This is a genomic window from Streptomyces ambofaciens ATCC 23877, from assembly GCF_001267885.1.
Taxonomy (GTDB): domain Bacteria; phylum Actinomycetota; class Actinomycetes; order Streptomycetales; family Streptomycetaceae; genus Streptomyces; species Streptomyces ambofaciens.
The window spans coordinates 90,954-115,387 of record NZ_CP012382.1 but is presented as its reverse complement, the minus strand read 5'-3'; the positions used below and the strand labels follow the sequence as shown (position 1 = coordinate 115,387).

The window sequence follows — 24,434 nt, the reverse complement described above, 5'->3', positions numbered from 1 at the left end:
GCGAGGGCACACAGCAGCGGGGCACGGTCCGCCCCGCCCCGACCCGCGCCGGTGGTCAGCCGGCGACCGGCCCCGCGGCCTGGCGGGTGGTGGGGATCAGCCGGTGCCACAAGTTGCTCAGACCCGTGGCCAGCAGGATCCCGGCGAGCTGCTGGTCACTGAAGTACTTGGCGGCCTCGGCCCACACCTCGTCCGACACCGCGTCCCCCTGACGGTCGCTCAGCCGCGTCGCCGCCTCGGCCAGCGCCAGCGCGGCACGCTCCTCGGGAGTGAAGAACGGCGTCTCACGCCAGGCCGCGACGGTGCTGATCCGCTCGTCGCTCTCACCGGCCGCCTTCAGGTCGGCGGCGTGCTTGTGCACGTTCCAGCTGGAGCCGTTGATCTGGCTGGCACGCAGGTAGATCAGGTTGATCGTGGCCTCCGGCACACCGGTGTTCTTCACCGCACCGGCCACGCCCAGCAGCGCCGGGATGACCTCGGGACCGGCGACGATCGCGGGGTTGGGCATACGAGCAGTCATGGGTTCCTCCACAAATCCATAAGCGGCCGGTGGCGAACGGCCGCGATGCCTTCACTGCACTGACGACCCGAAAACAGAAAATGTGACCGGCGCCCGCAGAAAACTTCTCCGCCCGCACCGGCCACCGCCAGCATGCCCGCCCCCCGAGGCCCCCCGCCCCGGCCCCCGACCGTTCCTCCAGCGACCCTCGACCCGGAACACCGCCAACAGGCCACACCCCCTCCCCAACCGGCCGGACTACGCCACCGGCGGCAACCCCACCGCACAGCACGCCCCACCCGCCGAAGACGACGCGGAGGGATATAGCGTCGCGATGAGGAGACCGCCGACGGACACCACCACCGACCAGGCGCCGACCGACCCGACCACCCCCGACGACATGCCGGCCACTCAGCCCATCGGCTACTGGAGCGGTCTCGCCCACAGGGCCGTCACCCGGCATCCGCGCGACGCCATGGCCAGGATCGGCCGAGCGGGCAACGGCAGCTCACACGCAGGCAGGTTCCGCAGTGCCGTACCAGGGTGTGCCGCCCAGGGTCACCTGCCCGAAGTAGCAGCCGTTGGGCAGACCGAGCTGCTCCATACCCCCGATGCTGTGCGCGTGCAGCGTGAAGGGGCTGCCGACCCGCACGATCGGACCGTTGTGCTGGACGACCCGTAACTGGACTCCGAAGTACGTGACGCCGCTCTTGTTGTCGACCCACACGTGGGTGGGGATGCCCGGCCCCGTCTTGACGCAGATGCGCAGGTTGCGGTCCACCTGGGCGATGGTGGCGCAGCGCGTCTCGTCCTGCGCCCCGTCAGCTGCCGCGCCGGCGGGACTCGTCGCCACGACGGCGATGACCCCCGCCGCAGCGAGGGCGGTTGCAGCCTTCCGTGCTGTGCGTGCGATGTGCACCGTGTTCTCCGTTCTCGGGATCCCGGCCGGGACGTGCGTCCCGGCATCGTGGCTCGCCGGCTCAGCAGATGACCTCGAACCAGTGCGCCTTGTCGTTCTCGCTCAGCGAGAGGTTGGTCGCGGTCCAGGGGCCCACGTAGCCGATCGGATTCTGGTTCACGTCCCGCAGCTGGACCGGATTCCCGTGCGTGCGGACCGAGGAGATCTTCCCGGCGTACGCGCGGAGGTGGAAGTTCCCACAGGACGTGGGGTAGTTGAAGTCCCCGTCGCCGTTCGAGTCGACGAAGTAGCAGGCCCGGCCGTCGGGGCAGCGGCCGTAACCGTCCGCCGCAGCCGCCGTCCCGCCCGAGGCGAGCACCAGCCCCGAGGCCAACGTGAACGCCGATATCAGGGTCACTCGCGCACGCCTGCCGCCCTTGCCGCTGTGATGTCGCATTGCGCCCTCCCGATGTCTTGGGACCGTCCCCGGTGCAAAAAACGTAGGCGCCGCGGGACGACGGAACCAAAGGATTCGAGCAGGCTCAAAACAGCACCGGCCGGCACGGGAGAAGGCTCCGCGCACCGGCCCCACCGCCGTCGGAGCCTCGCTCCGGTGCCGCGACGGCCTTCGGGCACCCAGTACGCCGGTGGGGCCCCGGACGACTCTGTCCGGGGCCCCACCGATGCTCGCGTCGGTTCGTACTGCGGGTCTACCAGCGATACCAGCGGCCCTTGCGGCCGCCACTGTCCACGGAACGGACGACGAAGCCCAGCAGCCAGACCACCAGCACGATCACGGCGATCCACCACAGCGCCTTCAGCGCGAAGCCCGCGCCGAAGAGGATGAGAGCCAGCAGCAGAACGAGAAGCAGGGGAACCATGTGTATCGACCTCCGCCGCTCCTCGTGCCCGCCGACCGGTGGAACACACGGCCTAATTCCCGGGTTTCTTCACCATTCCTGCGGGCACTGAACCCAGTTGCTCCACATCACGTCGACGAGCCGGCCGCACCGCCCCCGGCGACCTCGGCCGTCAGCCCCTCCCGGGCATGCGACGGGCGTGTACCGGGGGCCCGGCAGCGCGCACGTACCCCTCGAAGGGCGCCGGCCGGGCCCCCTGGCCCGCCGCGGCGGTGTGTGCGACGGTGGAGTGACACGAGACCGGCCGGCACCACAGGTGCCGGCCTTTGGTTTTCGGGAGTCGCCCCCACTCCGGGCACCCGGAACCCGCCATTGCCGGCCCGCCCCGCCACCGAGGGGCGGTCCGCCTTTGGGCTCATCAACCCCCGGAAGGGGGCGCGCCCCGCATGAACATCACCACCACGATCGACGGCACCCGCGCACGGATCAGCCCGCGCGGAGTGATCGACTACGACACCCTGCCCCCGCTGCGGGCAGCCACCGCCGCGCTCCCGGCGGCCGTGACCGACCTGCTGTGGGACATGGGCGAGGCCACGTTCATGGACGTCGCCGGTCTCCACCTCCTCTTCGACCCCGCGCCGCCGGGCGGCCCGCCGCGCACGACGAAGGTGACGGGCCTGGGCCCGCAGCCGCTGCGGCTGCTGGCCCTCGCCGCCGGCCTGGACCCCGCCCTGGACTCCAGCCGCCTGGCCCCCGACACGCCGTAGCAGGCGCGCGGGGGCGGGCACCGGCCCCGGCCGACGGACCGGATCACACCCGAAACGGCCGCCCCTTCCGGGTCCTCTCCCCGCCACTGTCGCCTCAGGGGCGGAAGGTGCGCCGGTAGGTGTCGGGCGGGACGCCGACGGTGCGCTGGAAGTGGCGGCGCAGGGTGGTGGCGGTGCCCATGCCGGCGGCCCCGGCGACGGCGTCGACGGTGGCGTCGGTGGTCTCCAGCAACTCCTGCGCGCGGCGGATGCGTTGGGTGTGGAGCCACTGCAGGGGCGTCGTGCCGGTGAGGTGCTTGAAGTGACGCGCCAGGTGACGTGAGCTCAGTCCCGCCCGGCGGGCCAGGTCCTCGACGGTGAGGGGCTGGTCGAGGCGCTGGAGGACCCAGGGGAAGAGCTCACCGAGGGGATGGCCGCCGCCCGGCTCCGGGACGGGGGTGGCGATGAACTGGGCCTGGCCGCCGTCACGGTGCGGGGGGACGACCAGCCGGCGGGCGATCTTGTTGGCGTCGGCCGAGCCGTGGTCGAGGCGGACCAGGTGCAGGCACAGGTCCATGGCGGCGGCCTTGCCCGCCGAGGTGAGAACGTCACCGTTGTCGACGTACAGGACGTCCGGATCGACGGTGGCGGCCGGGTACCGCCGGGCCAGCTCCCCGGTGTGGGCCCAGTGCGTGGTGGCACGTCTGCCGTCGAGCAGGCCGGCGGCGCCCAGGACGAAGGCGCCCGTGCACAGCGACGCCACCCGGGCGCCGGCCGCGTGGGCCGCGCGCACCGCCTCGACCAGGTCCGCAGAAGGCTCGCGGTCGGTGTCGGCCCACCCGGGCACCAGCACCGTGTCGGCCCGCGCAAGGACCTCGAGCCCGTGGTCGGGCTCCAGACGGAAGCGGTCGACGCGCACCGGAGCGGGCCCGCAGAGGGCGAAGTCGTACCAGGGGTCCACGACATGCGACAGGTCACTGCCGAACACCTCGAGGGCCACGGACAGTTCGTAATGGAGCATGCCGTCGGTGACGGCCAGCGCGACGCGATGCATGTCCGAAAGTGTATGCGGCATGTCGTTTCCGACGGTCGTGCGAAGGCCCGCCGGAAGCACAGGATGTGGGGGACAGGCCGCCGGCGGATCCCCGCCGCAGCGGACGATCGAGCACACGGGAGCAGTCTCATGGAAGCAGGCCCGCTGGTGGCGGTGTTCGGCGCGTACGGTCACACCGGACGGTTCGTGGTCGCGGAACTCACCGCGCGCGGCTACGTCCCGGTCCTGTCCGGACGCGACGCGCGGGCGCTGGGCGAAGTGGCCGACCTGCACGGACTGCAGGCCCGGGTGGCGTCGGTCGACGACCCGGCCTCGCTGGACCGGGCCCTGGCCGGTGCGGCGGCGGTCATCAACTGCGCCGGCCCGTTCGCCTCGACCACCGGCCCGGTGATCGAAGCCTCGCTCCGCGCCGGCATCCCGTACCTGGACGTGGCCGCCGAGCTCGAGGCCAACCTCGACACCTACGCGCACTTCCGCCACCGGGCCCGGGACACGGGAGCGGTGATCGTCCCGGCCATGGCCTTCTTCGGCGGCCTCGGCGACCTGCTGACCACCGCGGCGATGGGGGAGTGGACCTCGGCCGACGAGGCCCACATCGCCTACGCGCTCAGCAACTGGCACCCCACCGCCGGCACCCGCCTGTCGGGCGCCGTCTCCCGCGAGCGGCGCGGCAACGCCCGCCTGCGCTACCGCGGCGGACAGTGGGAACACCGCACCGACGCCGCGCCCACCGCGCAGTGGACCTTCCCGGAGCCGGTGGGACGCCGCTCGGTGATCGCGGAGTTCACCATGGCGGACGTGGTGACCGTCTCCCAGCACCTGGCCATCCCCGACGTGACCACCTACATGAACGCCGAGGCGGTCCGCGACGTCGCCACCCCGGACACCCCGGCCCCGGCCGCCGCCGACGAGAGCGGACGCTCCGCCCAGACCTTCCTCGTCGACGTCGTCGTCCGCTCAGGCGGCGCCGAACGCCGGGCCACGGCCACCGGCCAGGACATCTACGCCGTCACCGCGCCCCTCGTCGTCGAAGCCCTCGACCGCGTCCTCACCCACCGCGTCAAGGCCGTCGGCGTCACCTCCGCCGGCGAGCTCTTCGACGCCCCCGACTTCCTGCGCGCCCTCGCCCCCCACGTCGAGGTCGAGACACGTCACCTGCAGGAGCGCATGACCGCGGACTGAATCTTGGTGGACGTCCCTTCCCAGATCGTTTCCGTGAAGTAGTCGTGGCATCCCGCCTGCCTGTCCCCGTAGACGGTGACGCTTCCGGTGACGAAAGACCAGGAGGTTCCGGAGGCGACGGTCTGGTCGGGCCAATTGTCGATCACCCTGCGTACTTCGACCGACAGGTTGATCTTGTTCGTACAGCCGGTACGCCCCCCTACGCCGACGATCCTGCCGGTGGAACTGACCGTCGGCACCTTGGCGAACCAGTTGCAGCCGGCGGATTGACCCGCCGATGCCGCCGGCGCCGAAAGAGTGGCTGCCGCGAGCGCGGTCACCAGCACAGAGACAACTCGTTTGACCATGATCCCCTCAAGATGAGGTCAACGCATTCACGGGTGAATGCGTTGAATACGTTGAATGCGAGTACAGCGTGGAACCGCCCGATAAGCAGCGTCAAGCATGCAGATCGGGCCATGATCCCGGCCGTGGTCCGCCGGACGTGGTTCCGCCGCCGTCAACGCCGGCTATGCGGTGCGCTCGAGGAAGTCGAGCACCCGCCGGGTGGCCAGCGCTGCAGCGTGCTCGTCGTGCGAGGGCAGGCTGCTGTCGGTGAACAGGTGCCTCTCGCCGCGGTAGAGGAACAGCTCGGCGTCCGCGGCCGTCCCGGCGAGCGCACGGGCCGCGTCCACGTCGCCCTCACCGCAGAAGAACGGGTCCGCGTCCATGCCGTGGACCTGCACGGGAACGCCCTGGGGCCAGACGCCGCCGAACTCCGAGACGGGCACACACGCCTCGAACAGCACCGCACCCCTCGCGCCCGGGCGGGTCTGGGCCAGCTTCTGCGCCGGCAGGACCCCGAGCGAGAACCCGAGGAGGACGAGGTCCCCGGGCAGCCCCTCGGCGACGGCGCATCCCCGCGCGAGGAACGTGCCGAACCCGATCTTCTCGACGTAGGCGATGCCCTCCTGGAGGCTGTCGAACACCTGCCCCTCGAACAGGTCCGGGGTGTGGACGGTGTGTCCGGCCCCGCTCAGCCGCTCGGCGAACTCCAGGACGCCGGCGGTCAGTCCGTGCCCGTGGTGGAAAACCAGTACCTCGGCCATGTCGCTCCCCTCGCGCTGCGGTGCCCGGGCGGCGCCGCGGCACGAGTATGGTCCCCGGCACCGACAACCAGGGCTTGACCTCATGTTTACTTGAGGTCGCAGAGTGATCCGTATGAACACCGACCCCGCGGACATCAAGGCCATCGAACAGGTCGTGGCCACCGTCGAGCGCGTCCAGCGCGCCAAGGACGTGGAGGGATTCCTCGCCCTGTTCCACCCCGACGCCCTGTGGACGACCGCCCACGGCAAGGTCCTCATCGGCTTCGACGCGATCGCCGAGTTCACCCGCGCCGTGCTGCCCGCCGCGAGCTGGGACGGCGAGGTCACCTACGAGGCAGTGCACACGCAGTTCCTGCGCGCCGACGTGGCGGCCGTCAAGGTCCGCCAGACCTACCACTCGGCACAGGGCGACACGCAAGGCACTCCGCTGTACGTCATGACCAGGCAGGACGACGGCAGGTGGCTGCTGCACGCAGGCCAGAACACCGAGGTGCACACCGGCTGAGACAGCCGCCGGCGCCCCGGCACGGACCGGAGCGCCGGCCGCGGCCCCCGCCCCCCCGGGGCCCGGCCGCGGGGCGGCGCGCCGGACCGATGAATGCGCCGCCTCCCTGCGGTCTACCTGATGACACGCCCGCCCGGGCGGATCAGGCACCACCGGACCCGGTGTCCTGCAGGAGCGAGGGAGGCCAGGATGAACAACCCGATCCGGCTGTACATGTCGATGTCGCTCGACGGCTTCATCGCCGGCCCCGACGACCGGCCGGGGCAGGAACTCGGACGCGACGGCGGACGCCTGTTCAACTGGCTCGACGACCGGGAGTCCGACGGCCCGAGCGGCCAGGTCTACCGCGAGGCGCGGGCGAGCGGCGCGGTGATCTCCGGCCGCCGGACCTTCGAACTCGCCGGGCGCTGGCAGGGCGACCACCACGACGGTGTGCCGATCTTCGTACTCACCCACCGGGTGGAGGACGGGGACGTGCCACCGGGCCACGCGCGTTTCGTCACCGACGTCGAGGACTGCGCCCGGCAGGCTCGCGCAGCCGCGGGCGACCGGCCGGTCATGGTCCACGGGGCGGGAGCCGCCCAGGCACTGCTGCGGTCCGGGCAGCTGGACGAGATGGAGATCCACCTGGTCCCGGTCCTCCTCGGCGACGGCCGACGGCTCTTCGACCACCTGGGCGCTCGTCACATCGAACTCGACCTCGTACGACGCCTCGAGGACCGCGACGTCACGCACCTGCGCTACCGCGTGCGCCGGCCCGAGAGGGCCGCGTGAATCAAGGAGTGCGGAGTCCTTTGGGCACCCCGACGCCGTCACCGCGGCAGACGTCACCTGAGCCGGCCGGCGGCCACGCGCGGCACGGCCCTCCGCGCCGCGGCCGGGCTACTACAGTCCGCGCTTCTTGTTCCAGTCGCTCACGTACCAGGCGTAGGCGATGTTGCCCAGGCCCGCGGTGAACAGGAACAGCCAGAAGTGCGCCCAGAAGGACTGGCGTTTCCTGCGGCCGTACCCGCCGGCGAACGCCGCGGCCGACGCCGAAGCGGCCGCCGACACGTTGTTGTTGATGATGATCGGCTGCGGCGCGTAGGGCTGCGGCGGCTGGGGGTACCCCTGCTGCCCGTACTGCGGTTGGGGCGGCTGCCCGTACGCCTGCTGCCCATACGCCTGCTGCCCGTACTGCTGCGGCGGTTGATTAGGCGTGTTCACAGACGCCCCCTCTCGTTCACATGTTGACGGCTGAACCATAACCGACCCTCCGGCACGCTACCTCCGCAGTGTCAACACGTTGCCTCCACATCGCTCTGAGGGGTTGCCGACGTCGCCCCTAAGTGGCCGGATCACATCATGTCGGGCAGTTGATGCCGCTCCACCCTGTTCGGGGTCACTCGTGCCCATAAGGGGGGCGGTCAGGCTGCCTCGCCCCCGCCCCCCCCGTGAGTGCGGCAGCGGGGCCTCCCGGTGCCAGTGAGGCGGCTGCGACCGGTGTGCCTGCCTGCCGGCCCGAATCCACCCGCCGGCCCCTTCTCAACGCCCCGGGCGACTCGTAGCGTTGAACTGCCACACCTCATCAGTTGGCAGGCCGGGGCCGCTTGGTTGCCCGGCTCCCGCTGGGGGGACGCCGGGACCTCCCGGCGGCCCTGGCCCAACAAGATGAGGTGAGGTGGGCAGATGGTGGCAACGGAGAATGCCGCGCCCCGCAAGGGGTGGGTACGTACAGCGGCCGAACGCCTCGGGATCGCCATCGCAGCGCGCGCGCTGTGGTCCCTGGTCGAAAGGCTGCTCCACCATTAGGGGCCTTCGGGCTCCGGGCCGCCCCCGGTGGTTCCCCAGTGCACCGGGGGCGGCCGCCCCGCGGAGCCGGGACCGCGGACGCACGGCGGAGCCCCCTCCCCGAGGCCGGCCGGGATGCCGGGAGGGTGGGAACCTGCTCGGACGCATGGTGCGGCTCGCGCGCCTGTCAGTGCAGCTGCTCGGCCAGTCCGACGATGATCCCCTCAGGGCCGCGGATGTAGCAGAGCGCGTAGCTGTCCTGGAACCGGGCGATCTCGCCGACGAGTTCGCCGCCGTGCGGGCGCAGGCGGGCGAGGGTGTCCTCGAGGTCGTCGACGGCGAACATGACGCGGTGCGTGCCCAGGATGTTGTGCGGCGCGTTGCGTGGGCCGGCGCTGGTCGCCGCGGGGCTGCGGTACTTCGCCAGCTCGAGCCGGCTGTGGCCGTCCGGGGTCCGGAGCATCGCGATGTCGCAGTGGACGCCGTCGAGTCCGGTGCACTGGTCGGCGACGAGGCCCTCGACCTCCGTCCGGCCCTCCAGCTCCATGCCGAGTTCCACGAAGAACGCGACGGCGGCGTCCAGGTCCTCGACGACGATGCCGACGTTGTCCATCCGCTGAATCGCCATGCTGCTCTCTCCTTCTTCCTCGTGCGGCCGGTGGCGGCCGCTGACGTCCCTGGGACGGAGCCGGCGGCACCTTCTCGACATCCTCCGCTCACCGGCCTTGGCGGATTCAGGATCGCGCCCCTGTGCCCCGGGACCGCGGCGGCATGCCGTGGGCGCCGTCTGCGCGGCAGGAGGGCTCGCGGATACCGGCTGGGCGCAGGCACACCCCCTGCCCCGGTGAGCCGGCGGGCGGTCAGGACCAGGGCCGTGTGCGGTGGGTGGGGAGCGGGCGCAGGGCCGGCCACCGTTCCAGCAGGCGCACGGCCAACGCCGCGCTGAGCTGCCCGAGGGCGTGCAGGCGGTCGTGTTCGCGGGTCAGGCCGGCGGCCACGCCGAGCCGGTGGACGAGGCGTTCGCGGGCGGAGACGTAACCCCACGTGAAGTCTTCCGCGGGCACCCGCGCGAGGTGGTCGACGGTCTCGCGGTGGGCGCGTTCGACGAGTGCGTCGCCACGGATCAGCCAGCCGGCGCAGGCGTCGGCGAGGTCTCCGGGAACGTCCCTGCCGGTGAGGCCGCGCCAGGTGGCACGGTAGACGGCCTCGGCCTCCGCGAGGGGCGCGGCGGTGGCCGACATGGCGCACCAGCAGGTCGGGAAGCCGATGCGCAGGTAGGCGAGTTCGACCAGGCCGTTGCCCAGCGACGCCTGCTCGAAGTCGACGAACCGGACGCCGGCGGCGGTGCGCAGGTCGTTGCCGGGGCAGGGGTCCCCGTGCAGCAGCGCATGGTGGGACGCCGGGTCGAGCCGGTCGAGCAGGCCGGCGAGCTCGTCCGGCACGTGGGGCGGGACGGCGACGTCGAGGGCCGTGGCGAGCGCGAGGAAGGACTCGGCGTCGGCGGCGGTCGGCCCCAACCAGGCGGGGAGCGTTCCCGTGTCGGCCGGCCCGGTGAGCGCGTGCAGCCGGGCCAGGGACTCGGCGTAGCCGGGCATCCAGTCGTCGGCCGCGCCGAGATCGTCCAGGTGTTCCAGGACCATCACGCGTGACGCCGGGTCCGTTGCCAGGAGCGCGGGCGCCACGGCCGGCCGGGTCGCCCGCGCGGCGAGCCGCAGCGCGGCGACCTCCCGCGCGTAGCGCGCGTCCCCGTCGGACCCGGTCCCGCCCCCGTCGGCGATCTGCTTGACGATCACCCGGCTGCCACCGCTCAGCTCGACCCGCCACACCCGGGAGCGCGGACTGCTGTCCAGGAGGACGGCCCGCATGGGGGAGCCGAACACGGAACGCAGCTCGTCGCTGATCGGCACACGGGTCGGCATGCGGACCAGCGTAGGGCCCTGGGCCGCGCGGTGTACGCGACACTCTTCACGCCGGGGCATCCGGCCCGGAGACGGCCCGGATGCCCCGGCGTCGTCTCACGCCCTCTCGCAGCGGCTGCGGAGAAGGTCCACTCCCTCGCCCTCGAGGTCGTCGCAGTACGCGGCGCGTCCGGTCATGGCCATCACCAGGGCCAGGGTGGGGCCGGACACCGCAGATCCAGAACCGGTCGTGAAGGGGCCGTCGTTCGCGGAGAGTCGCAGTCCGCCGATGCGTCCCTTGGCGAGGACGACGAGGTCCGAGCCGCGGTAGTACTCGGCCACCTGCGTGAGGACGTCGACCGGGTACGCGTGACGGATGCCCAGCGGGCGCCGGATGTCCTCGCCGTGCACGAGCGTCTCGCCCAGCATGGCGATGACGGGCAGGGGAGGCTTGGTGGTGCTCGGCACGATCCGCCGAAACCGACCGAGGGTCTCGGCCGGAGCCGCGCCCAGCTGCTCGGCCAGCCGTACGGCGACCTGCTTGTCGAAGTCGAACCGGCAGCGGATCACCCCCGCCAGCCAGCGCACGGTGTCGAGGCTCGCACCCGCGGTGAGATGGGCCAGCACCTCACGCACCGTCAGGCCGGTGCACAGCGAGGGTGTGGCCCACTGCTCGTCGGTCAGGTCTTCGAGGTCGGCCGCCAGCGCCGCCCGCTCGGTGCGGATCAGGGGCCAGAGGCCTCTTCCGCGGCTGCGGTCGACGGTCGGCTCGGGGTCGTTCACGGGGAAGGTCTCCTGTCGCGGGTCGTGCTCTGCGTCGCGTCCGGGCCGGAAGCAGGGGTGCGTCCGGCGGGCAGGCTCGTGCAGGAGACTCTCACCGCGGAGCAAAGTCATCGCCCGTGAGCGATCGACCCTCCGGCACACGCACCCGGCTCGCCCGCACCGGCGTGTCCCGCACCGGCGTGTCCCGCACCGGCCCTGGGACCATCGGGTGGCTGCCGGCCGTCCCGCACCGGGGCCGCCGGCGCCGCGGGGGCTTCGTCACGCCTTTCGGAACGGGACGCGGGGAGCTCGCCGCCGAAAGCCGGTTGAGACGGCGCCCTCGGTGAGGAAGGGTCCGTGGTCATGGAGTACTTCTGCTATCACCGGGACCGGATGGGCTCCCTCGCGCTGCGCGAGGAGCTGCAGGAGGAGCACTGGTCCTACATGGACCGGTACGCGAAGGAACTGATCGCCCGCGGCCCGACCTTCGCCGACGACGGGGAAACGCCCACGGGAAGCGTGCACATCGTCGACCTGCCCGCCGCCTCCGACGCCCGCGCGTTCGCCTTCGACGAGCCCGCCTACCAGGCCGGTGCGTACCGGGACGTGCTGCTGCGCCGGTGGCGCAACGTGCTGGGGCGCACCATGTGGGATGCGCCCGGTGGCCGCGGCGACGGCAGCCGGTACCTGGTGCTGGGCCTCGGCCAGGGCCCGGCCGCCGACCTCGCCCCGCCGCCCGGCCAGGACGAGCTGATCGCCTACGGGCCGCTGCTGTCCGATGACGGCGGCACATGGCTGGGCACGGCGGTGCTCCTCGGGGCCCCGGGCCCGGAGGCGGCCCGCGCCGTCCTGACCGCGGACCGGTACGCGGACATCGAGGTCCACCACTGGGAGCCCGGCGGGCGCCGGTGAAGTACGCGGACACCGGCCCGGCGCCCGCTGCCAGGCGCACCGGCCCGGGAGGACGGGAGCGATGACGGTGAGGATGCGGGCGGTTCCCCTGGTCGGCGGGCCGGTGGAGTGGCGGGGTGCGCTGGACCTGGAGACCACACCGGCGGGGGTGATGCCGCGCCGGTTGCCCGCGTGGACCAAGGAGCAGTACCAGGACCCCTCGGTCCATGCACCGACCGTGATGCCTTCGGGGGTGCGGCTGGTGTTCCGCACCGACGCGCGCACCCTGGAGTTCGAGGTACTCACCTCCACCGCCCGGCTCGACGGCGACCCCCGCCCTCGCCCGACCGGAATGCTCGAGCTGCTGGTGGACGGCGCCCTGGCCGGGCGCCGGCAGGCGCCGGTGGGCAACGTGCTGCGGATGGCGGGCCCCGGGGCCCGCCAGCGACTCGTCGCGGGCAAGCCCGGGACCGTGCGGTTCGCCGGACTGCCGAGGGGCATGAAGAACGTCGAGCTGTGGCTTCCCCAGCAGACCCCTACGGAACTGGTGGCACTGCGCGCTGACGGCGAGGTGCTGGCACCGCTGCCGGACGGGCGGCGCCGCTGGGTGCACCACGGAAGTTCCATCAGCCACTGCATCGAGGCCGACGGCCCGACCGGGACCTGGCCGGTGGTGGCGGCCGCGCTCGCAGATACGGAGGTGATCAACCTCAGCCAGGCGGGCAACGCCCTGCTGGACCCCTACGTCGCCCGGACGATCCGCGACATGCCCGCCGACCTGATCAGCCTCAAGGTGGGCATCAACATCGTGGCCCTGTCCGCCTTCCGGCTGCGGACGTTCGGCCCGGCGCTCCACGGATTCCTGGACACGATCCGCGACGGCCACCCCGACACCCCGCTGCTGCTGATCTCCCCGGTGAGCTGTCCCGCCCTTGAGCAGGTTCCCGGCCCGGCCGCGACCGGACCGGACGGGAGGATCGCCGCCCTGGGCGACCCGGCCGACGTGGCCGGCGGCGCACTGACGCTGACGGTGGTCCGTGCCGAGCTGGCCCGGATCGCCGCGGCACGCCAGGCGTCCGATCCCCACCTCCACCATCTCGACGGACGAACACTGCTCGGCCCGCACGAGGCGGACGACCTGGGCGACGGCCTCCACCCCACCGCCGCCGCGTACCGCCGCATGGGCAGGCGCTTCGCCGCCTACGCCTTCGCCGCCGGCGGCCCCTTCGGCTGAGCCCGTTCTTCCAGGCGGAGCAGGGGCGGCCGGTCGAGTACCTCGATGTACACGATCCGGCCGTCCACGACGTCCAGGATCAGCATGCCCGTCGAGGGCGAGAGAGGTACGCACCGGTGGCCCGGGCCGTAGGGCCGCCCCCGCGGATGATCTGCCGTCCGGATGCTCTGGCAGAAGCCGTCGCCGCAGCCGCACTCCTCGACCAGCCGCAGGTCCCGCGCGCAGACCGCCAGTTCGCTCTCCCCCTCGTCCTGCAGAAGGGCGGTCAGTTCGGCGACGAGGTCCGGGAAGACGTCGCGGAGGAGGGGGTGCTCCGGTTCCCCGGGCGCGGGGCGAGCGGCGGCTGCGGCCGGCTGGTCCTGGTGCGGCCGGCTGCTGCCGGGCTGCTTCTTCATTCGGCGGTGAGGGTCTTGACGCCCAGGGCCCTGAGCCGTCCGACGACCGTGTCGTGGGGATCGGCGTCGGTGATCAGTCCGGTGATCTTCTCCCACGGCAGGACGCGGTAGGGCGAGGCCGTTCCGATCTTCTCGCAGGAGGCGAGGATGTAGGTGTCCGCGGCCCGCGCTGCCAGGGCGCGTTTCATCGCCGCCTCGTCGGCGTCCGCGGTGGTCAGTCCCGCCTCGGGGTGCACACCGGTGACGCCGAGCAGGCACAGCTCGGCGGAGACGTTCTGCGCGGCCTCGACCGCGGCGGCACCGCAGGTGACCGCCGAGTGCTTGAAGACGCGCCCGCCGAGCAGGAAGAGCTCCGCCCCCGGGTGGTCGATCAGAGCCGTGGCGATCGTCGGGCTGTGGGTGATCACCGTGCAGGTGAGCTCCTGCGGCAGCGCCCGCGCCACCGCGAGGGCGGTGGTGCCGCCGTCGAGGATCAGCGAACCGCCCGGCCGTACCAGTGCGGCGGCCACCGCGGCGACCTTGCGTTTGCCCTCCGGGGCCACCACCCGCCTCGCGTCGTAGTCCACCACCGCGGGCGACGCGGGCAGCGCACCACCGTACACCCTCTGGCACAGCCCCTCCGCGGCGAGGTCGCGCAGGTCGCGCCGCACGCTGTCCTCGGAGATGCCCAGGTCGGCGGCGACGTCCTTGGCCACGATCTTTCCCGTGCGGGCGAGCAGAGCGAGCAGGTGCTCGCGTCGTTCAGCAGCCAGCATTCACGTTCCTTCCGGTTGTTGCACGATCCTGCATGTATCTTAGCGGTCATGAACGACAAGCCCCTGCTCATCCTGATCGCCGGCCCGTACCGCTCCGGCACCGGCGGCGACCCGCAGGCCATGGCCGCCAACCTCGCCCGCCTCGAAGCCGCCGCCTGGCCCGTCTTCGCGGCCGGCCACCTCCCCGTGATCGGCGAGTGGATCGCCCTGCCCGTCCTGCGCTCCGCCGGTGCCGGCCCCACCGACCCCCTCGCCGACCAGGTCCTCTACCCGGCAGCCGACCGGCTGCTCGCCCACTGCGACGCCGTGCTGCGCCTGCCGGGTGACTCCGCCGGCGCTGACCAGGACGTCGCCACCGCCCGCCGGCGCGGCCTGCCCGTCTACCACGACGCCGCCGACCTTCCCCGCCGCACCCCGCAGGCGGCCGCGTGACAAGCCGCCCGGGTGTCGACATCCCCGACCACCGCGGGCGCACCGGTCTCCACCTCGCCGGACGCGGCCTCGAGCGCAACCCCCGCGTGCGGATACGCGACGTCGAGCTCACCTCGCAGGGCTGGCACGTCCTGCGCCGCACCACCTTCGACTACCGGCGCCGCGACGGACGATGGGAGACCCAGCAGCGCGAGACCTACGACCGCGGCAACGGCGCCGTCGTCCTGCCCTACGACACCGACCGCGGCCGCGTCCTGCTCACCCGTCAGTTCCGCTACCCGGCCTACGTCAACGGCCACCCCGACGGCATGCTCGTCGAGGCGGCGGCCGGACTGCTCGACGCGGACGACCCGGCCACCGCGATCCGCCGCGAGAGCGCCGAGGAACTCGGCGTCAGGCTCGGCCCGCTCACCCACGTCCTCGACGCCTACATGAGCCCGGGCTCGGTCACCGAGCGCCTGCACTTCTTCGCCGCCCCCTACACCCCGGCCGACCGCCTCGCCGCCGGCGGGGGAGTGGAGGAGGAGGGCGAGGACATCGAGGTACTCGAACTCCCCTTCACCGAGGCCCTCGCCATGACCACCGACGGACGCATCACCGACGGAAAAACCCTCCTGCTCCTGCACTGGGCAGCCCTGCACGGGCCCTTCGCCCCCCGGCTCGCGCCCGGCGACCGGCCCCCGCACGGCGGCTGAACCCGCCCGCCCGCACCCGCGCGGCGGAGGGCGCACCGCGTCAACTCCGCACCGGCCAGCGTGTGTTCCGCCTGCCCCGGGGCATTCGGGACGGCAGAAAGCCGCAGGGCCGCAGTGGCCGCAAGCCGTTGAGGAGATGGGGAGTTCACATGCCGAGCAGGGGGATGAAGGCGAGCGCGATCGGCGTGGCCGCCGTCATGGCGAGTGCCGTACTGACGGGCTGCGGCGGTGACGAGGAGCCGAAGTCGCAGAAGGCCGGTACGGCATCGAGCGGAAGCGCGAGCGCGAGCGGCGATGCGGGGGCGCAGGAGCAGGGCACCACGCAGGTGCGGGCCGCCTACGACAGGACGGCCGAGGCGGAGACGGCCAAAATGACGATCAACATGAAGCTCTCCGCGCCGCAGGAGTCGATCACCACCGACGGCAAGGGGGCGCTCGACTTCCAAGAGGGCGACAGCGTCATGACCGTGACCGCCCAGGGCAAGAGCATCGAGCAGCGCGTGGTCGACCAGGTCCTCTATCAGAAGGTGCCGGGGCAGAAGGCCCCGGGCGGCAAGACCTGGATGAAGATCGACCTGAAGAAGGCCGCGCAGGCACTGGGCGTGAACGCCGGGCAGATCGGTGACCCGGCCCAGTCGGCCGCCTACGCCAAGGCCATCACCGACCAGGACGTCACCAAGGTCGGCCAGGAGAAGATCGACGGCGTCGACACCACCCACTACAAGGTGTCGGTGGACGTCGCCGAGCTGCCGGGCGGCGACCAGCTGCGCCGGCAGGTCGGCCCGACGCTGCCGATGCAGGTCTGGCTCGACGGCGACGGACGGCTGCGGCGCCAGCAGCTCGACATGAGCGTCAAGGGCGCGCCCTCCGCCGGCGCCAAGGCGGAGAACAGCGCCGCACCGCAGCAGATCAAGATGACCATGGTGATGAACTACTCCGACTTCGGCACCGAGGTCGAGGCACAGGCACCGCCGGCCGGCCAGGTCGCCGACATGACGAACGAAGTGATGAAGCAGAGCCGGCAGCAGAGCTGACCCGCAGGCCGGAGGGCGGCCCCGACGCGCCACACCGGGGCCGCCCTGTGCGGCAGGGGCGAAACTGACCACGCCCTCGGGACCGGACACGGCACCGTGCTCCCGGCGGCAACTCGGAAGCGGCGCTCTGAGGGAAAGCCTCCCGCAGTGATCCCCGGCCCCCGGCCCCCGGCCCGGGGAGCACGATGCGCGCGGAGTCCGGCTGCTCCCGCGGGGACGCCCCCACGCAGGCGCCGCGACCTGCTCGGCGGTCCGCCGGCTGCGCGCCCGTCACCGCGTGCGCGGGCCCGCCGCCCCACCCCTCAGGCCTTCTTCTCCCAGACGGTCATGCCCAGTTGCAGGAAGGCCTCCTCGCGCAGGGCCGTCTGCTTGACCTGGATCCTGAGCGCTCCGACGTCGCCCGAGTCGTTCCCGACACAGAGCTGGGTGCCCTCCTCGGCCGCCGCGAGGGACCAGGTGCGGTACTCGGGACTGGTGGCGCCGCTGAGGAGGTGGCGGCAGACGTCGAGGGAGGCGGCCTTGCCGTTGAACAGCTGCACGAACAGGCTGGTGTCGCTCTCCAGCGCGCAGGCGTCGTCGTCCTCGCAGTTCAGACGGATGTCGCCCGCACGGTCGGTGCGGAGCTTCGGTTCGTCCAGGCTCAGGGAGTTCGTCTCGTACAGCAACGCGGGGGACAGCACCTCCGTTCCCGAGGACGCGGAGGCGTCCGGGGCGGACCGCGACGGCCCGGGGGAGGCGCCAACGGCCTGCGGAGTGCTCGACGGTGACGCCGTGGACCGGGCGGAATGCGTCGGTGCGGGAGCCGAAGGGGAGTTGTCCGCGGCCCGCTCGCCGAGGCCGAACCGGTCACCGGCGAACCACGTCCAACCCGTCAGCACCAGAGCGCCCGCCGCCACGGCCCCACCCGCGATCAGCGCGGCTCGCCGTCCGCGCGGCACCCGGCGCCGGGCGGGCCCGAGCAACAGCGTCGAGGCCGCCGTCGACGGATCCACGGGAGTGCCCACCGGGTCCGGAACACTCGCCTCGGGTCCCGTGACCTCGCGCCACACGGCCGGCCCGGCGCCCGCGTCGGCGTCCGCTCCAAGACGCTCCCGGCACCACTCGACGACCTCCGCCGGCGTGGCCCGCTCCCGCGGATCGGGCGCCAGACACCGGGCGAACAGCGGACGCAACGGCTCCGGCAACCGGGACAGATCGGGTTCCTCGTGCACGATCCGGTACAGCACGACCGGCGCTATGCCCTCCCCGTACAACGGTTCGCCCAGCGCCGCGAAGGCCGCCGTCTGGGCCAGGGCGAAGACGTCGGTCGCCGGGGACACCTCACCGGCGGTCGCCTGCTCGGGCGCCATGAAGTGCGGCGTGCCGACCGTTGCGCCGGTAGCGGTGTGCGAGGAGAGGTCGGCGGCGACCGAGATACCGAAGTCGATCACCCGCGGCCCGTCAGCGGCCAGCAGCACGTTGGATGGCTTGAGGTCCCGGTGCACCACCCCCACGCCGTGGATCGCCTCGAGCGCCTCGGCCACGCCGGCCATCAACCACAGCACGGCGGACACCGGCAGCGGGCCCCGCCGGGCAACGGCCGCCGTCAGGGACGGCCCGGGCACGTACAGCGTGGCGAGCCAGGGCGGTACGCCGTCGGTGTCGGCGTCGACGAGTTCCGCGGTGTAGGCGCCCCTGACCCGGCGGGCGGCCTCCACCTCCCTGCGGAAACGCCGCCGGAAGCCCGGATCGTCGGCGAGCTCCGGCCGCACCACCTTGATCGCCACCGGGCGGCCGCCCTGGGTGTGCGACAGGTACACCCGGCCCATGCCCCCCGCGCCGAGCCGGGCCACGAGCCGGTAGTCGGCCACGACAGCGGGGTCACCCGCCTGAAGCGGCTGGAACACCTCGGTGGTGCTGCTCATCGAACCGTCATCCCCCTGCTCCCCGGCCGGCCGACGGGCCGGCCCGGGACAGAAGCCTAGACGGGAGCAGCGGACCGACTGACCTGGGACGTTGAGAACTGCCTCCCGCAGGAGGCGGCCACCGTCCGCGCCGGTGTCACGGACGCGGGCGGTGCCGGGACGTCCCGGCGTCGAGCGGGGGCCGCGGGCCACGGTCCTGCCGGCCCGGCGGGAGGTAGTACCGCAGCACGCGGGAGGTCCAGCGGGCGATGCCGTACTCGTCCGCGGCGGGATCGCTCAGGTGCGGATCGAAGTCGCTCTCGGTCTTCAGCATCGCCGCGACGAGGGCGGGCGAGACCTGCGGTGCGGCGCAGGCGGTGCCCGCCGCACGATCGCGGGACGGGAGCGGGCGGCGTACCCGAGTGCTGAGTTCCACCGGGCCGGCCGCGCGCCCTGATGGCCGACGTGACGTTCACGCGGGTCGTGTTCCTGCCCGGAGGGGACGGCCCCGGTCACGATACTGACCCACATGCCCGGCCAACTCCGTGCCAAGGTTCTGCCCGACCGCCAACGCCGCTCTCTGGACGACCTCCAGCAGGACCTCGACCTCTCGTCGGGGGACAGCCGCTCGAAGCAGTCGGCCTTCTGGACCATGCTCACGCTGTCCGCCGTGATCGCGGCGGGCGGCATCCTGACGGACTCCACCGCCACCGTCATCGGCGCGATGATCATCGCACCGCTGTCCACCCCCATCATGGGAATCGCCCTCGGTGCCGTACAACGCCGCCGCACCACCGCCGCCGCCTTCGTGACCCTCGGATGCCTGCTGGTGATCCTGGTCGGGGCAGTGGCCTCACTGGTCGTGCCCCAGTCCTACGACCTGCTGACCAACAGCCAGATCTCCGGCCGGACCTCCCCGGGCCTACTGGACCTGATCTCCGCCCTGGCCACGGGCTTCGCCGGCGCCGTGGCACTGGCCCGCAAGGATGTCGCCGCGGTCCTGCCCGGAGTGGCCATCGCGATCTCCCTCGTACCGCCCCTCGTGGTCACCGGCGTCTGCGCCGGCCAGGGGGCGTGGTGGCCGGCGCTGGGCGCGCTGGTCCTCTTCTCGTCCAACCTCTTCGCCCTCGTCTTCGCCGGCATGGTCGTCTTCACCGCCCTCGGATACACCCGCCCCGCCGGACGGCGCGTCCTGCGGCGGCCACGCCGCGCCCACGTCATGCTCGGGCTGCTCTTCACGGCCGTCATGCTCCCCCTGGGCGCCCACACGGTCGCCACCGTGCTGCTCAACACCTGGACCCTCAGAGCCAAGAGCGCCGCCGAGCGGTGGCTCACGCACACCCCCGGCGCGATGGTCACCAGCGTCGACGCACAGTCCCGGACCCTGTACATCCACGTACGCAGCCCCGGCGACCTGCCCCCGGTCGAAGGGCTGCTCAGCAATCTTGAAGGGCACATCCCCGACGGCATCCCCATCGTGGTCGACGCCACCCGCGGCCGGCAGATCACGGCCGGCAGGGTCGGCGGATGACACCGCCTGCCGGAACCGGCGAGAGCCGCGCCGCACCGTCTTCGCAGGAGCGGAACGGACGGGGCTTCCGCGCCGGTCAGCCCCGGCCCAGAACGCAGAACTCGTTGCCCTCCGGGTCGGCCAGGACGACCCAGGGCACGTCGCCCTGACCCACGTCGGCCCGTACCGCGCCGAGCCCTTCGAGCCGGGCGGTCTCCCTCGCCTGGTCCTCGACGGGGTCGGACATCACGTCGAGATGGACGCGGGTCCACACGGCCTCGCCGTCGGGCACGCGGCGGAACTCCAGGTACGGTCCGACGCCCTTGACGGAGCGCAGCAGGGCGCGGTCGTCGCTCAGCTCGTGGACGGTCCAGTCGAGCGCCTCGCCCCAGAACCCGACCATGGCCCGCGGATCGGCGCACTCGACGACCACGGCGGCTATCGGCCCGGTGTCCCGGTAGAGGTCCCGAGGCTCCAGGACCGTGAACACGTTGCCTTCCGGATCGGCCAGCACCGTCCCCCGCGCGTCACCCCGGCCCCCCTCGGCGGGCGTCGCCCCGAGCTCCTGGAGACGTTCGACCATGTCCGCCCGGTGGGCATCGGAGGCGGTGGCGAGCTCGAGGTGCACGCGGCACTTCACCGTCTGCGGATCCGGGACGCGTACGAGATCGACACAGACGGCGGAGGGGTCCGGCCAGTCGAAGCCCACGGGTTCCAGGTTGGTGACGCCGGGTCCTTCGCTGGACACCCCCCAGCCGAGCGCCTGCGCCCAGAAACGGCCGAGCGCCGAGTCGTCCCCCGCCTTGAAGTTCACCTGAACCAGTTGCAGCGTCATGCCGCAGTACCTTAGGTGATCTCCCCTCGGACAAGGGCGCGAACAGCATCCGCCGAACCCTCCGCTCGGCCCTCGAATGCCTGAACTCCCGGTCATGAGATTCTTCCGGCCGCGCAGCCGAAGCCGAAGCCGAAGCCGAAGCGGAAGCGGAAGCGCCGCCCGACGTATGACGGGAACGCCCTTGGCAGAGGCCAAAGCCCTCTACGAAGCCGGGCGTTACGCAGAGGCGGAGGCCGAAGCCCGCGCCGTGGCCCGGTCGCGGCCGCAGGACGACGAGTACGCCGCCGCAGCGCTGAACATCGCCGCGATCGCGACGGGCGCCCAGGGCCGCCACGCCGAGGCACTCGACACCTACGACGAAGCGCTGCCCGTCTCCAGCAGGATCTTCGGAGCCGATCACTTTCTGACCCTGAAGCTGCGCTCGGACCGCGCCCAGGCGATGACCGCACTCGGCCGGCACGCCGAGTGCGAAGCGGAGTGTGCGGCCGTCGCCGAGATGGCGGGCCGCGGCACCGGCCCGGACATGGCACGCCTGGCGGGGGCCGCCCGCAACGGGCTCGTCTTCGCCCTCAACGCGCAGGAACGTCACCAGGAGGCCGAGACACTCGCCCGTCAGGCCCTGGCCGCCCATCGCGAACGTGACCGGTTGCCCCTGGTCCTGCGTCTGGGCCTGGCGCGCAGCCTCAACGGCCAGGCCCGCTGCGAAGACGCCCTCACCGAGGCGCAGGGCGCCGGCGAGCTGTACCGCGCCCTGCCCGCAGACCAGCGGCACCCCGATACGGGCGCCGTCGAAGTCGCCCTCGCCACCGCCCTGCTGGGACTGCACCGCACCCCCGAAGCCCGGGGCCGGGCCGCAGCCGCCCACGATGCCTGCCTGGCCTCCTTCGGCCCCGACCACCGCCGCACCGCCGAAGCCAGGACCCTGCTCGAGCACATCGACGGCACCCGACCGTGAACGCAGCAGTCCCGCTCGGGGCGGGTCACCGTACCCGGTGGGCACCCCGGAGTGGAAACGTCCATCCGGCGGAGCAACGGCTGCATGCGCCCGCCCCCCGTCTCCCTTGGGCACGCGTGTCAGGCGTCGGCGAGCAGGGGGTCGTACGGGGTGCTCGTGCGGCGTCCCGACATGAAGGACAGGAAGTCGCCCACGAAGGCGCTGCGGCTGCAGGTGCCGTCGGTGGTGGCCAGGTCGCGGTGGAAGGCGGTGCGGAAGAGGGCCCGGTACTCGTCGGCGTCGATGGTTCCGCTGCCGTCCTTGTCGGTGACGTCGAAGAGGACCTCGGCGGCGCGGATGAGGGCCGGCCCGGCGAGTGAGGGGACGGCGGCGGCGTACTCGCCGGCGCTGACGCGGCCGTCGCCGTCCGTGTCGAGGGCGGCCTGCAGCTCGCGCCACCAGGCGGCGAAGGCGTCGTAGAGACGGGTCTCCTCGGGCTCGTCCAGGTCGAGGCGGGTGGCCAGTTCGCGGGCCATGGCGGCGAGGTCCGGCCAGTCGAGGTGGCCGTCGCCCGTCTGGTCCAGCACCTTACGGAAGAAGTCCTCCGCCGAACGCCGGCCCTCTTCCGAGCCCGGAACGGAGGCTGCCGGGCCCGGCTCGGGGCCGGGGTCGTCGCTCAGCGGCGACAGGAGACGGAGCAGGGCCGCCGCGCGCCGCATACGGGAGCGCAGCGCGGTCACGGTCCGGGCGCGGGGGTCGTCGCTGTCGGGAGAGAGGGAGAGGACCTCGATGATGCTCTCGGCGTTGATCCAGCCCTGTGGCAGGAAGCGGGCGAGCCCGGTGGCCAGGTAGGCCCCCTGCATGAGGGCCGCGGCGCCGGGCATCTCCGGCAGACCGGCCCGGCGCCGGTACGGCTCGGGAAGCGAGGCGACGGTGATCGCCCCCAGCAGCGGACCGGCGACGGTGCGGCCGGCCGCCCACAGGGCCGGTGCACCGTCCAGCAGCGCCGGGGCGGGCAGGTGGTCGAAGAGCCGGTAGAGGATGACGCGGGCCGCTTCGGTGTTCTCCAGCTCGTTCTCGACGACCTCGTCGAAGTACCGCCAGAAGTCGCCCAGTTCCTCAGGAAGCGCGGTGGCGTCGCCGTCGAGCGCGGCGAGGAAGGCGCGGTACTCGGCGTACATCCGCTCCATCGTGTCCTGGCCGAGCGGCTGGCCGCTTAGCCGGCACATGGTGACCGCGCTCTCGAAGAGCGTGGCGACCACCCAGGCCCGGGCGGACCGGTCCATCGCGTCGTAGGCGCGGCCGCGGGAGTCGGAGCCGCTCATCCGGGCGTGCAGCCGGTTGAGCCGGGCGGCCTCCCGTTCACGGACCGACGCGTCCGCGCCGAACATCCGCCGCATGCTCAGGAAGGTGTTGCGCAGCCGGCGCCAGGGGTGGGCGACGAAGGTGGAGTTGTCGACGAGGGCGGCGCCGATCTGCGGGTGCGCGGCCTCCAGCACAGTGGCGCGGATCATGGCCAGGGCCCAGCGCGGGTCGTCGAAGAAGGAACCGAACTGGGATTCCGGCCCGAACAGGGGTACCTCGCCGGTCGCTGTCGTGGTGTCGCTCATCAGGAACGGTCTCCGTTCGTCGCGGCCGGCACGCCGCCGAAGCGGCGGTCACGGCACCGGTAGGTATGCAGGCAGGCGAGGAAGTCCGAGGCCCGGAAGTCCGGCCAGAGCACCTCGGGGAAGACCCACTCGGCGTAGGCGACCTGCCAGAGCATGAAGTTGGAGATGCGCTGCTCGCCGGAGGTGCGGATGACCAGATCCACGTCGGGGGTGTCGGGGAAGGGCAGGTGGTCCGCGAACAGCTGCTCGGTCACCTCCTCGGCGGCCGTCCCGCCGCGGATCAGCGACCGTGCGGCCTCCACGATGTCGCGGCGCCCCCCATGGTCGAAGGCGACGGTCAGCGTCATCCCCCGATTGCCGGCGGTCAGCGTCGTCAGGTCCTCGAAGTCCCGGGCCAGTTCGCGGGGGATGCGCGGGTCGGCGGCCCCCAGGAAACGGCAGCGGATGCCACGGGCCAGCAGCAACGGCGCATGCTTGCGCACGACCCGGCGCACCAGACGCATCAGGAACGCGACCTCAGGGCCGGGACGGTTCCAGTTCTCGGTGGAGAAGGCATACAGGCTCAGCCACTCGACTCCGGCGGCCCGGGCCGCCTCGATGGTGTCGATGACCGTGGTCTCCGCGGCTCGGTGCCCGTCGGTGCGGGGAAGCGAACGCCGCTGCGCCCAGCGGCCGTTGCCGTCCATCACGCAGGCCACGTGCCGCGGCACCCCGCGCACCGGTCGACCGTCCTGCCGCTGCCCGCCGAGCCCGTCACCGTACTGCGGTGCGCCCGGCCGCTCCTGCGGATCCGCGCGTGCACGCGGAACACCGCGGTCCTCCAGGCCCGGCCCCGTTCCGCTCGAAGCGGCATGCTCGATGGCACCGTGCTTGGTCACGCCCACCCCGTCTTACCCGATCCACGCCCCGCCAGAGCCCTTGTCTGCGGCAGTCTGACAGTGTGAAAGGGGCCCTGACCGGCCAA

Annotated in this window: 29 protein-coding genes and 1 pseudogene; 12 read left to right on the top strand and 18 right to left on the bottom strand. The window is 72.6% G+C overall.

The window, feature by feature from the left end; genetic code table 11:
- Nucleotides 1-55 precede the first annotated feature (55 nt).
- The gene (locus tag SAM23877_RS00595; protein ID WP_053125795.1) at nt 56-520 is read right to left on the bottom strand and encodes a carboxymuconolactone decarboxylase family protein; all 465 of its coding nucleotides are present in this window, start codon (nt 518-520) and stop codon (nt 56-58) included.
- A gap of 313 nt (nt 521-833) precedes the next feature.
- On the opposite strand from SAM23877_RS00595, the pseudogene SAM23877_RS40985 reads away from it, so the two are divergent.
- Nucleotides 834-986 (top strand): annotated as a pseudogene (locus SAM23877_RS40985) (MarR family transcriptional regulator); the annotation flags it as partial.
- A 21-nt stretch (nt 987-1,007) separates the two neighbouring features.
- Here the strand turns inward: SAM23877_RS40985 and SAM23877_RS39560 are convergent.
- The 3 genes from SAM23877_RS39560 to SAM23877_RS00580 form a co-directional block, all read right to left on the bottom strand.
- Entirely contained in the window at nt 1,008-1,352 is a 345-nt protein-coding gene (locus tag SAM23877_RS39560) for a hypothetical protein (RefSeq protein ID WP_158520018.1), read from the bottom strand.
- Between the two features lie 127 nt (nt 1,353-1,479).
- The gene (locus SAM23877_RS00585; RefSeq protein ID WP_159041956.1) at nt 1,480-1,854 is read right to left on the bottom strand and encodes a peptidase inhibitor family I36 protein; all 375 of its coding nucleotides are present in this window, start codon (nt 1,852-1,854) and stop codon (nt 1,480-1,482) included.
- A gap of 253 nt (nt 1,855-2,107) precedes the next feature.
- Nucleotides 2,108-2,278: a hypothetical protein gene (locus SAM23877_RS00580; RefSeq protein ID WP_053125789.1), complete on the bottom strand. Its 171-nt coding sequence runs from the start codon at nt 2,276-2,278 to the stop codon at nt 2,108-2,110.
- Between the two features lie 425 nt (nt 2,279-2,703).
- Here SAM23877_RS00580 and SAM23877_RS00575 point away from each other — a divergent pair, with 425 nt between their 5' ends.
- Nucleotides 2,704-3,024, top strand: a complete 321-nt coding sequence (locus SAM23877_RS00575; protein WP_053125787.1) for an STAS domain-containing protein — start codon at nt 2,704-2,706, stop codon at nt 3,022-3,024.
- 94 nt (nt 3,025-3,118) lie between these two features.
- Here the strand turns inward: SAM23877_RS00575 and SAM23877_RS00570 are convergent, their stop codons facing one another.
- A complete protein-coding gene (locus SAM23877_RS00570) occupies nt 3,119-4,057 on the bottom strand; it encodes a helix-turn-helix domain-containing protein (protein ID WP_053125785.1) in 939 nt (312 codons plus the stop codon).
- A gap of 129 nt (nt 4,058-4,186) precedes the next feature.
- Between SAM23877_RS00570 and SAM23877_RS00565 the strand changes: the two genes are divergently transcribed.
- Nucleotides 4,187-5,239 carry a saccharopine dehydrogenase family protein gene (locus tag SAM23877_RS00565; protein ID WP_174532179.1) on the top strand — a complete coding sequence of 351 codons (1,053 nt, stop codon included), beginning with the start codon at nt 4,187-4,189 and terminating at the stop codon, nt 5,237-5,239.
- Here the strand turns inward: SAM23877_RS00565 and SAM23877_RS39555 are convergent.
- A complete protein-coding gene (locus SAM23877_RS39555) occupies nt 5,209-5,586 on the bottom strand; it encodes a hypothetical protein (RefSeq protein WP_159041955.1) in 378 nt (125 codons plus the stop codon). The two genes, SAM23877_RS00565 and SAM23877_RS39555, sit on opposite strands and share 31 nt — an antisense overlap.
- A 162-nt stretch (nt 5,587-5,748) precedes the next feature.
- Nucleotides 5,749-6,327 carry a dienelactone hydrolase family protein gene (locus tag SAM23877_RS00555; RefSeq protein WP_053125781.1) on the bottom strand — a complete coding sequence of 193 codons (579 nt, stop codon included), beginning with the start codon at nt 6,325-6,327 and terminating at the stop codon, nt 5,749-5,751.
- Nucleotides 6,328-6,439: 112 nt separating this feature from the next.
- On the opposite strand from SAM23877_RS00555, the gene SAM23877_RS00550 reads away from it, so the two are divergent.
- Together SAM23877_RS00550 and SAM23877_RS00545 are read left to right on the top strand one after the other, a co-directional pair.
- Nucleotides 6,440-6,832, top strand: a complete 393-nt coding sequence (locus SAM23877_RS00550; protein ID WP_053125779.1) for an SgcJ/EcaC family oxidoreductase — start codon at nt 6,440-6,442, stop codon at nt 6,830-6,832.
- 189 nt (nt 6,833-7,021) lie between these two features.
- Nucleotides 7,022-7,606 (top strand): dihydrofolate reductase family protein, encoded by a 585-nt coding sequence (locus SAM23877_RS00545; RefSeq protein WP_053125778.1) that lies wholly within the window; start codon nt 7,022-7,024, stop codon nt 7,604-7,606.
- Between the two features lie 111 nt (nt 7,607-7,717).
- Here SAM23877_RS00545 and SAM23877_RS40980 read toward each other — a convergent pair whose 3' ends face one another.
- The 4 genes from SAM23877_RS40980 to SAM23877_RS00525 form a co-directional block, all read right to left on the bottom strand.
- On the bottom strand, nt 7,718-8,038 hold the full coding sequence (locus SAM23877_RS40980) for a DUF8108 domain-containing protein (protein WP_053125776.1): 321 nt from the start codon (nt 8,036-8,038) through the stop codon (nt 7,718-7,720).
- A gap of 751 nt (nt 8,039-8,789) precedes the next feature.
- Entirely contained in the window at nt 8,790-9,230 is a 441-nt protein-coding gene (locus SAM23877_RS00535; protein WP_053125774.1) for a VOC family protein, read from the bottom strand.
- Nucleotides 9,231-9,462: 232 nt separating this feature from the next.
- Nucleotides 9,463-10,521 carry a phosphotransferase family protein gene (locus tag SAM23877_RS00530; RefSeq protein WP_053125772.1) on the bottom strand — a complete coding sequence of 353 codons (1,059 nt, stop codon included), beginning with the start codon at nt 10,519-10,521 and terminating at the stop codon, nt 9,463-9,465.
- A gap of 96 nt (nt 10,522-10,617) precedes the next feature.
- Entirely contained in the window at nt 10,618-11,283 is a 666-nt protein-coding gene (locus SAM23877_RS00525; protein ID WP_053125771.1) for a maleylpyruvate isomerase family mycothiol-dependent enzyme, read from the bottom strand.
- A 342-nt stretch (nt 11,284-11,625) separates the two neighbouring features.
- Here SAM23877_RS00525 and SAM23877_RS00520 point away from each other — a divergent pair, with 342 nt between their 5' ends.
- Together SAM23877_RS00520 and SAM23877_RS00515 are read left to right on the top strand one after the other, a co-directional pair.
- Nucleotides 11,626-12,174, top strand: coding sequence for a YciI family protein (locus SAM23877_RS00520; RefSeq protein ID WP_053141957.1), 549 nt, complete (start codon nt 11,626-11,628; stop codon nt 12,172-12,174).
- Nucleotides 12,175-12,235: 61 nt separating this feature from the next.
- Entirely contained in the window at nt 12,236-13,387 is a 1,152-nt protein-coding gene (locus SAM23877_RS00515; RefSeq protein ID WP_053125769.1) for an SGNH/GDSL hydrolase family protein, read from the top strand.
- Here the strand turns inward: SAM23877_RS00515 and SAM23877_RS00510 are convergent.
- Both SAM23877_RS00510 and SAM23877_RS00505 read right to left on the bottom strand, forming a co-directional pair.
- Nucleotides 13,354-13,782 (bottom strand): hypothetical protein, encoded by a 429-nt coding sequence (locus tag SAM23877_RS00510; protein ID WP_244902878.1) that lies wholly within the window; start codon nt 13,780-13,782, stop codon nt 13,354-13,356. The two genes, SAM23877_RS00515 and SAM23877_RS00510, sit on opposite strands and share 34 nt — an antisense overlap.
- Entirely contained in the window at nt 13,779-14,537 is a 759-nt protein-coding gene (locus tag SAM23877_RS00505; RefSeq protein WP_053125767.1) for a DeoR/GlpR family DNA-binding transcription regulator, read from the bottom strand. The genes SAM23877_RS00510 and SAM23877_RS00505 overlap by 4 nt, the downstream gene beginning before the upstream one ends.
- A 48-nt stretch (nt 14,538-14,585) precedes the next feature.
- Between SAM23877_RS00505 and SAM23877_RS00500 the strand changes: the two genes are divergently transcribed.
- From SAM23877_RS00500 to SAM23877_RS00490, 3 genes are all read left to right on the top strand, one after another.
- Complete coding sequence (locus tag SAM23877_RS00500) at nt 14,586-14,969, top strand: NUDIX hydrolase (protein ID WP_053125764.1); 384 nt, start codon at nt 14,586-14,588, stop codon at nt 14,967-14,969.
- The gene (locus SAM23877_RS00495) at nt 14,966-15,664 is read left to right on the top strand and encodes an NUDIX domain-containing protein (RefSeq protein WP_053125761.1); all 699 of its coding nucleotides are present in this window, start codon (nt 14,966-14,968) and stop codon (nt 15,662-15,664) included. The genes SAM23877_RS00500 and SAM23877_RS00495 overlap by 4 nt, the downstream gene beginning before the upstream one ends.
- 149 nt (nt 15,665-15,813) lie before the next feature.
- Nucleotides 15,814-16,698, top strand: a complete 885-nt coding sequence (locus SAM23877_RS00490; protein ID WP_053125759.1) for an SCO4651 family lipoprotein — start codon at nt 15,814-15,816, stop codon at nt 16,696-16,698.
- Nucleotides 16,699-17,000: 302 nt separating this feature from the next.
- On the opposite strand, the gene SAM23877_RS00485 is transcribed toward SAM23877_RS00490, so the two are convergent.
- Nucleotides 17,001-18,602 carry a serine/threonine-protein kinase gene (locus tag SAM23877_RS00485; RefSeq protein ID WP_053125757.1) on the bottom strand — a complete coding sequence of 534 codons (1,602 nt, stop codon included), beginning with the start codon at nt 18,600-18,602 and terminating at the stop codon, nt 17,001-17,003.
- Between the two features lie 136 nt (nt 18,603-18,738).
- The gene (locus SAM23877_RS00480) at nt 18,739-19,017 is read right to left on the bottom strand and encodes a hypothetical protein (RefSeq protein ID WP_053125755.1); all 279 of its coding nucleotides are present in this window, start codon (nt 19,015-19,017) and stop codon (nt 18,739-18,741) included.
- Between the two features lie 93 nt (nt 19,018-19,110).
- Between SAM23877_RS00480 and SAM23877_RS00475 the strand changes: the two genes are divergently transcribed.
- Nucleotides 19,111-20,112: a DUF389 domain-containing protein gene (locus tag SAM23877_RS00475; protein ID WP_053125753.1), complete on the top strand. Its 1,002-nt coding sequence runs from the start codon at nt 19,111-19,113 to the stop codon at nt 20,110-20,112.
- 76 nt (nt 20,113-20,188) lie between these two features.
- On the opposite strand, the gene SAM23877_RS00470 is transcribed toward SAM23877_RS00475, so the two are convergent.
- Entirely contained in the window at nt 20,189-20,926 is a 738-nt protein-coding gene (locus SAM23877_RS00470; RefSeq protein ID WP_053125752.1) for a VOC family protein, read from the bottom strand.
- A gap of 181 nt (nt 20,927-21,107) precedes the next feature.
- Between SAM23877_RS00470 and SAM23877_RS00465 the strand changes: the two genes are divergently transcribed.
- A complete protein-coding gene (locus tag SAM23877_RS00465; protein ID WP_244902877.1) occupies nt 21,108-21,881 on the top strand; it encodes a tetratricopeptide repeat protein in 774 nt (257 codons plus the stop codon).
- Nucleotides 21,882-22,000: 119 nt separating this feature from the next.
- Here SAM23877_RS00465 and SAM23877_RS00460 read toward each other — a convergent pair whose 3' ends face one another.
- Complete coding sequence (locus SAM23877_RS00460; RefSeq protein WP_053125749.1) at nt 22,001-23,470, bottom strand: oxygenase MpaB family protein; 1,470 nt, start codon at nt 23,468-23,470, stop codon at nt 22,001-22,003.
- The gene (gene uppS, locus SAM23877_RS00455; protein WP_053141984.1) at nt 23,470-24,189 is read right to left on the bottom strand and encodes a polyprenyl diphosphate synthase; all 720 of its coding nucleotides are present in this window, start codon (nt 24,187-24,189) and stop codon (nt 23,470-23,472) included. Before uppS ends, SAM23877_RS00460 begins: the two co-directional genes overlap by 1 nt.
- Nucleotides 24,190-24,434: the final 245 nt, after the last annotated feature.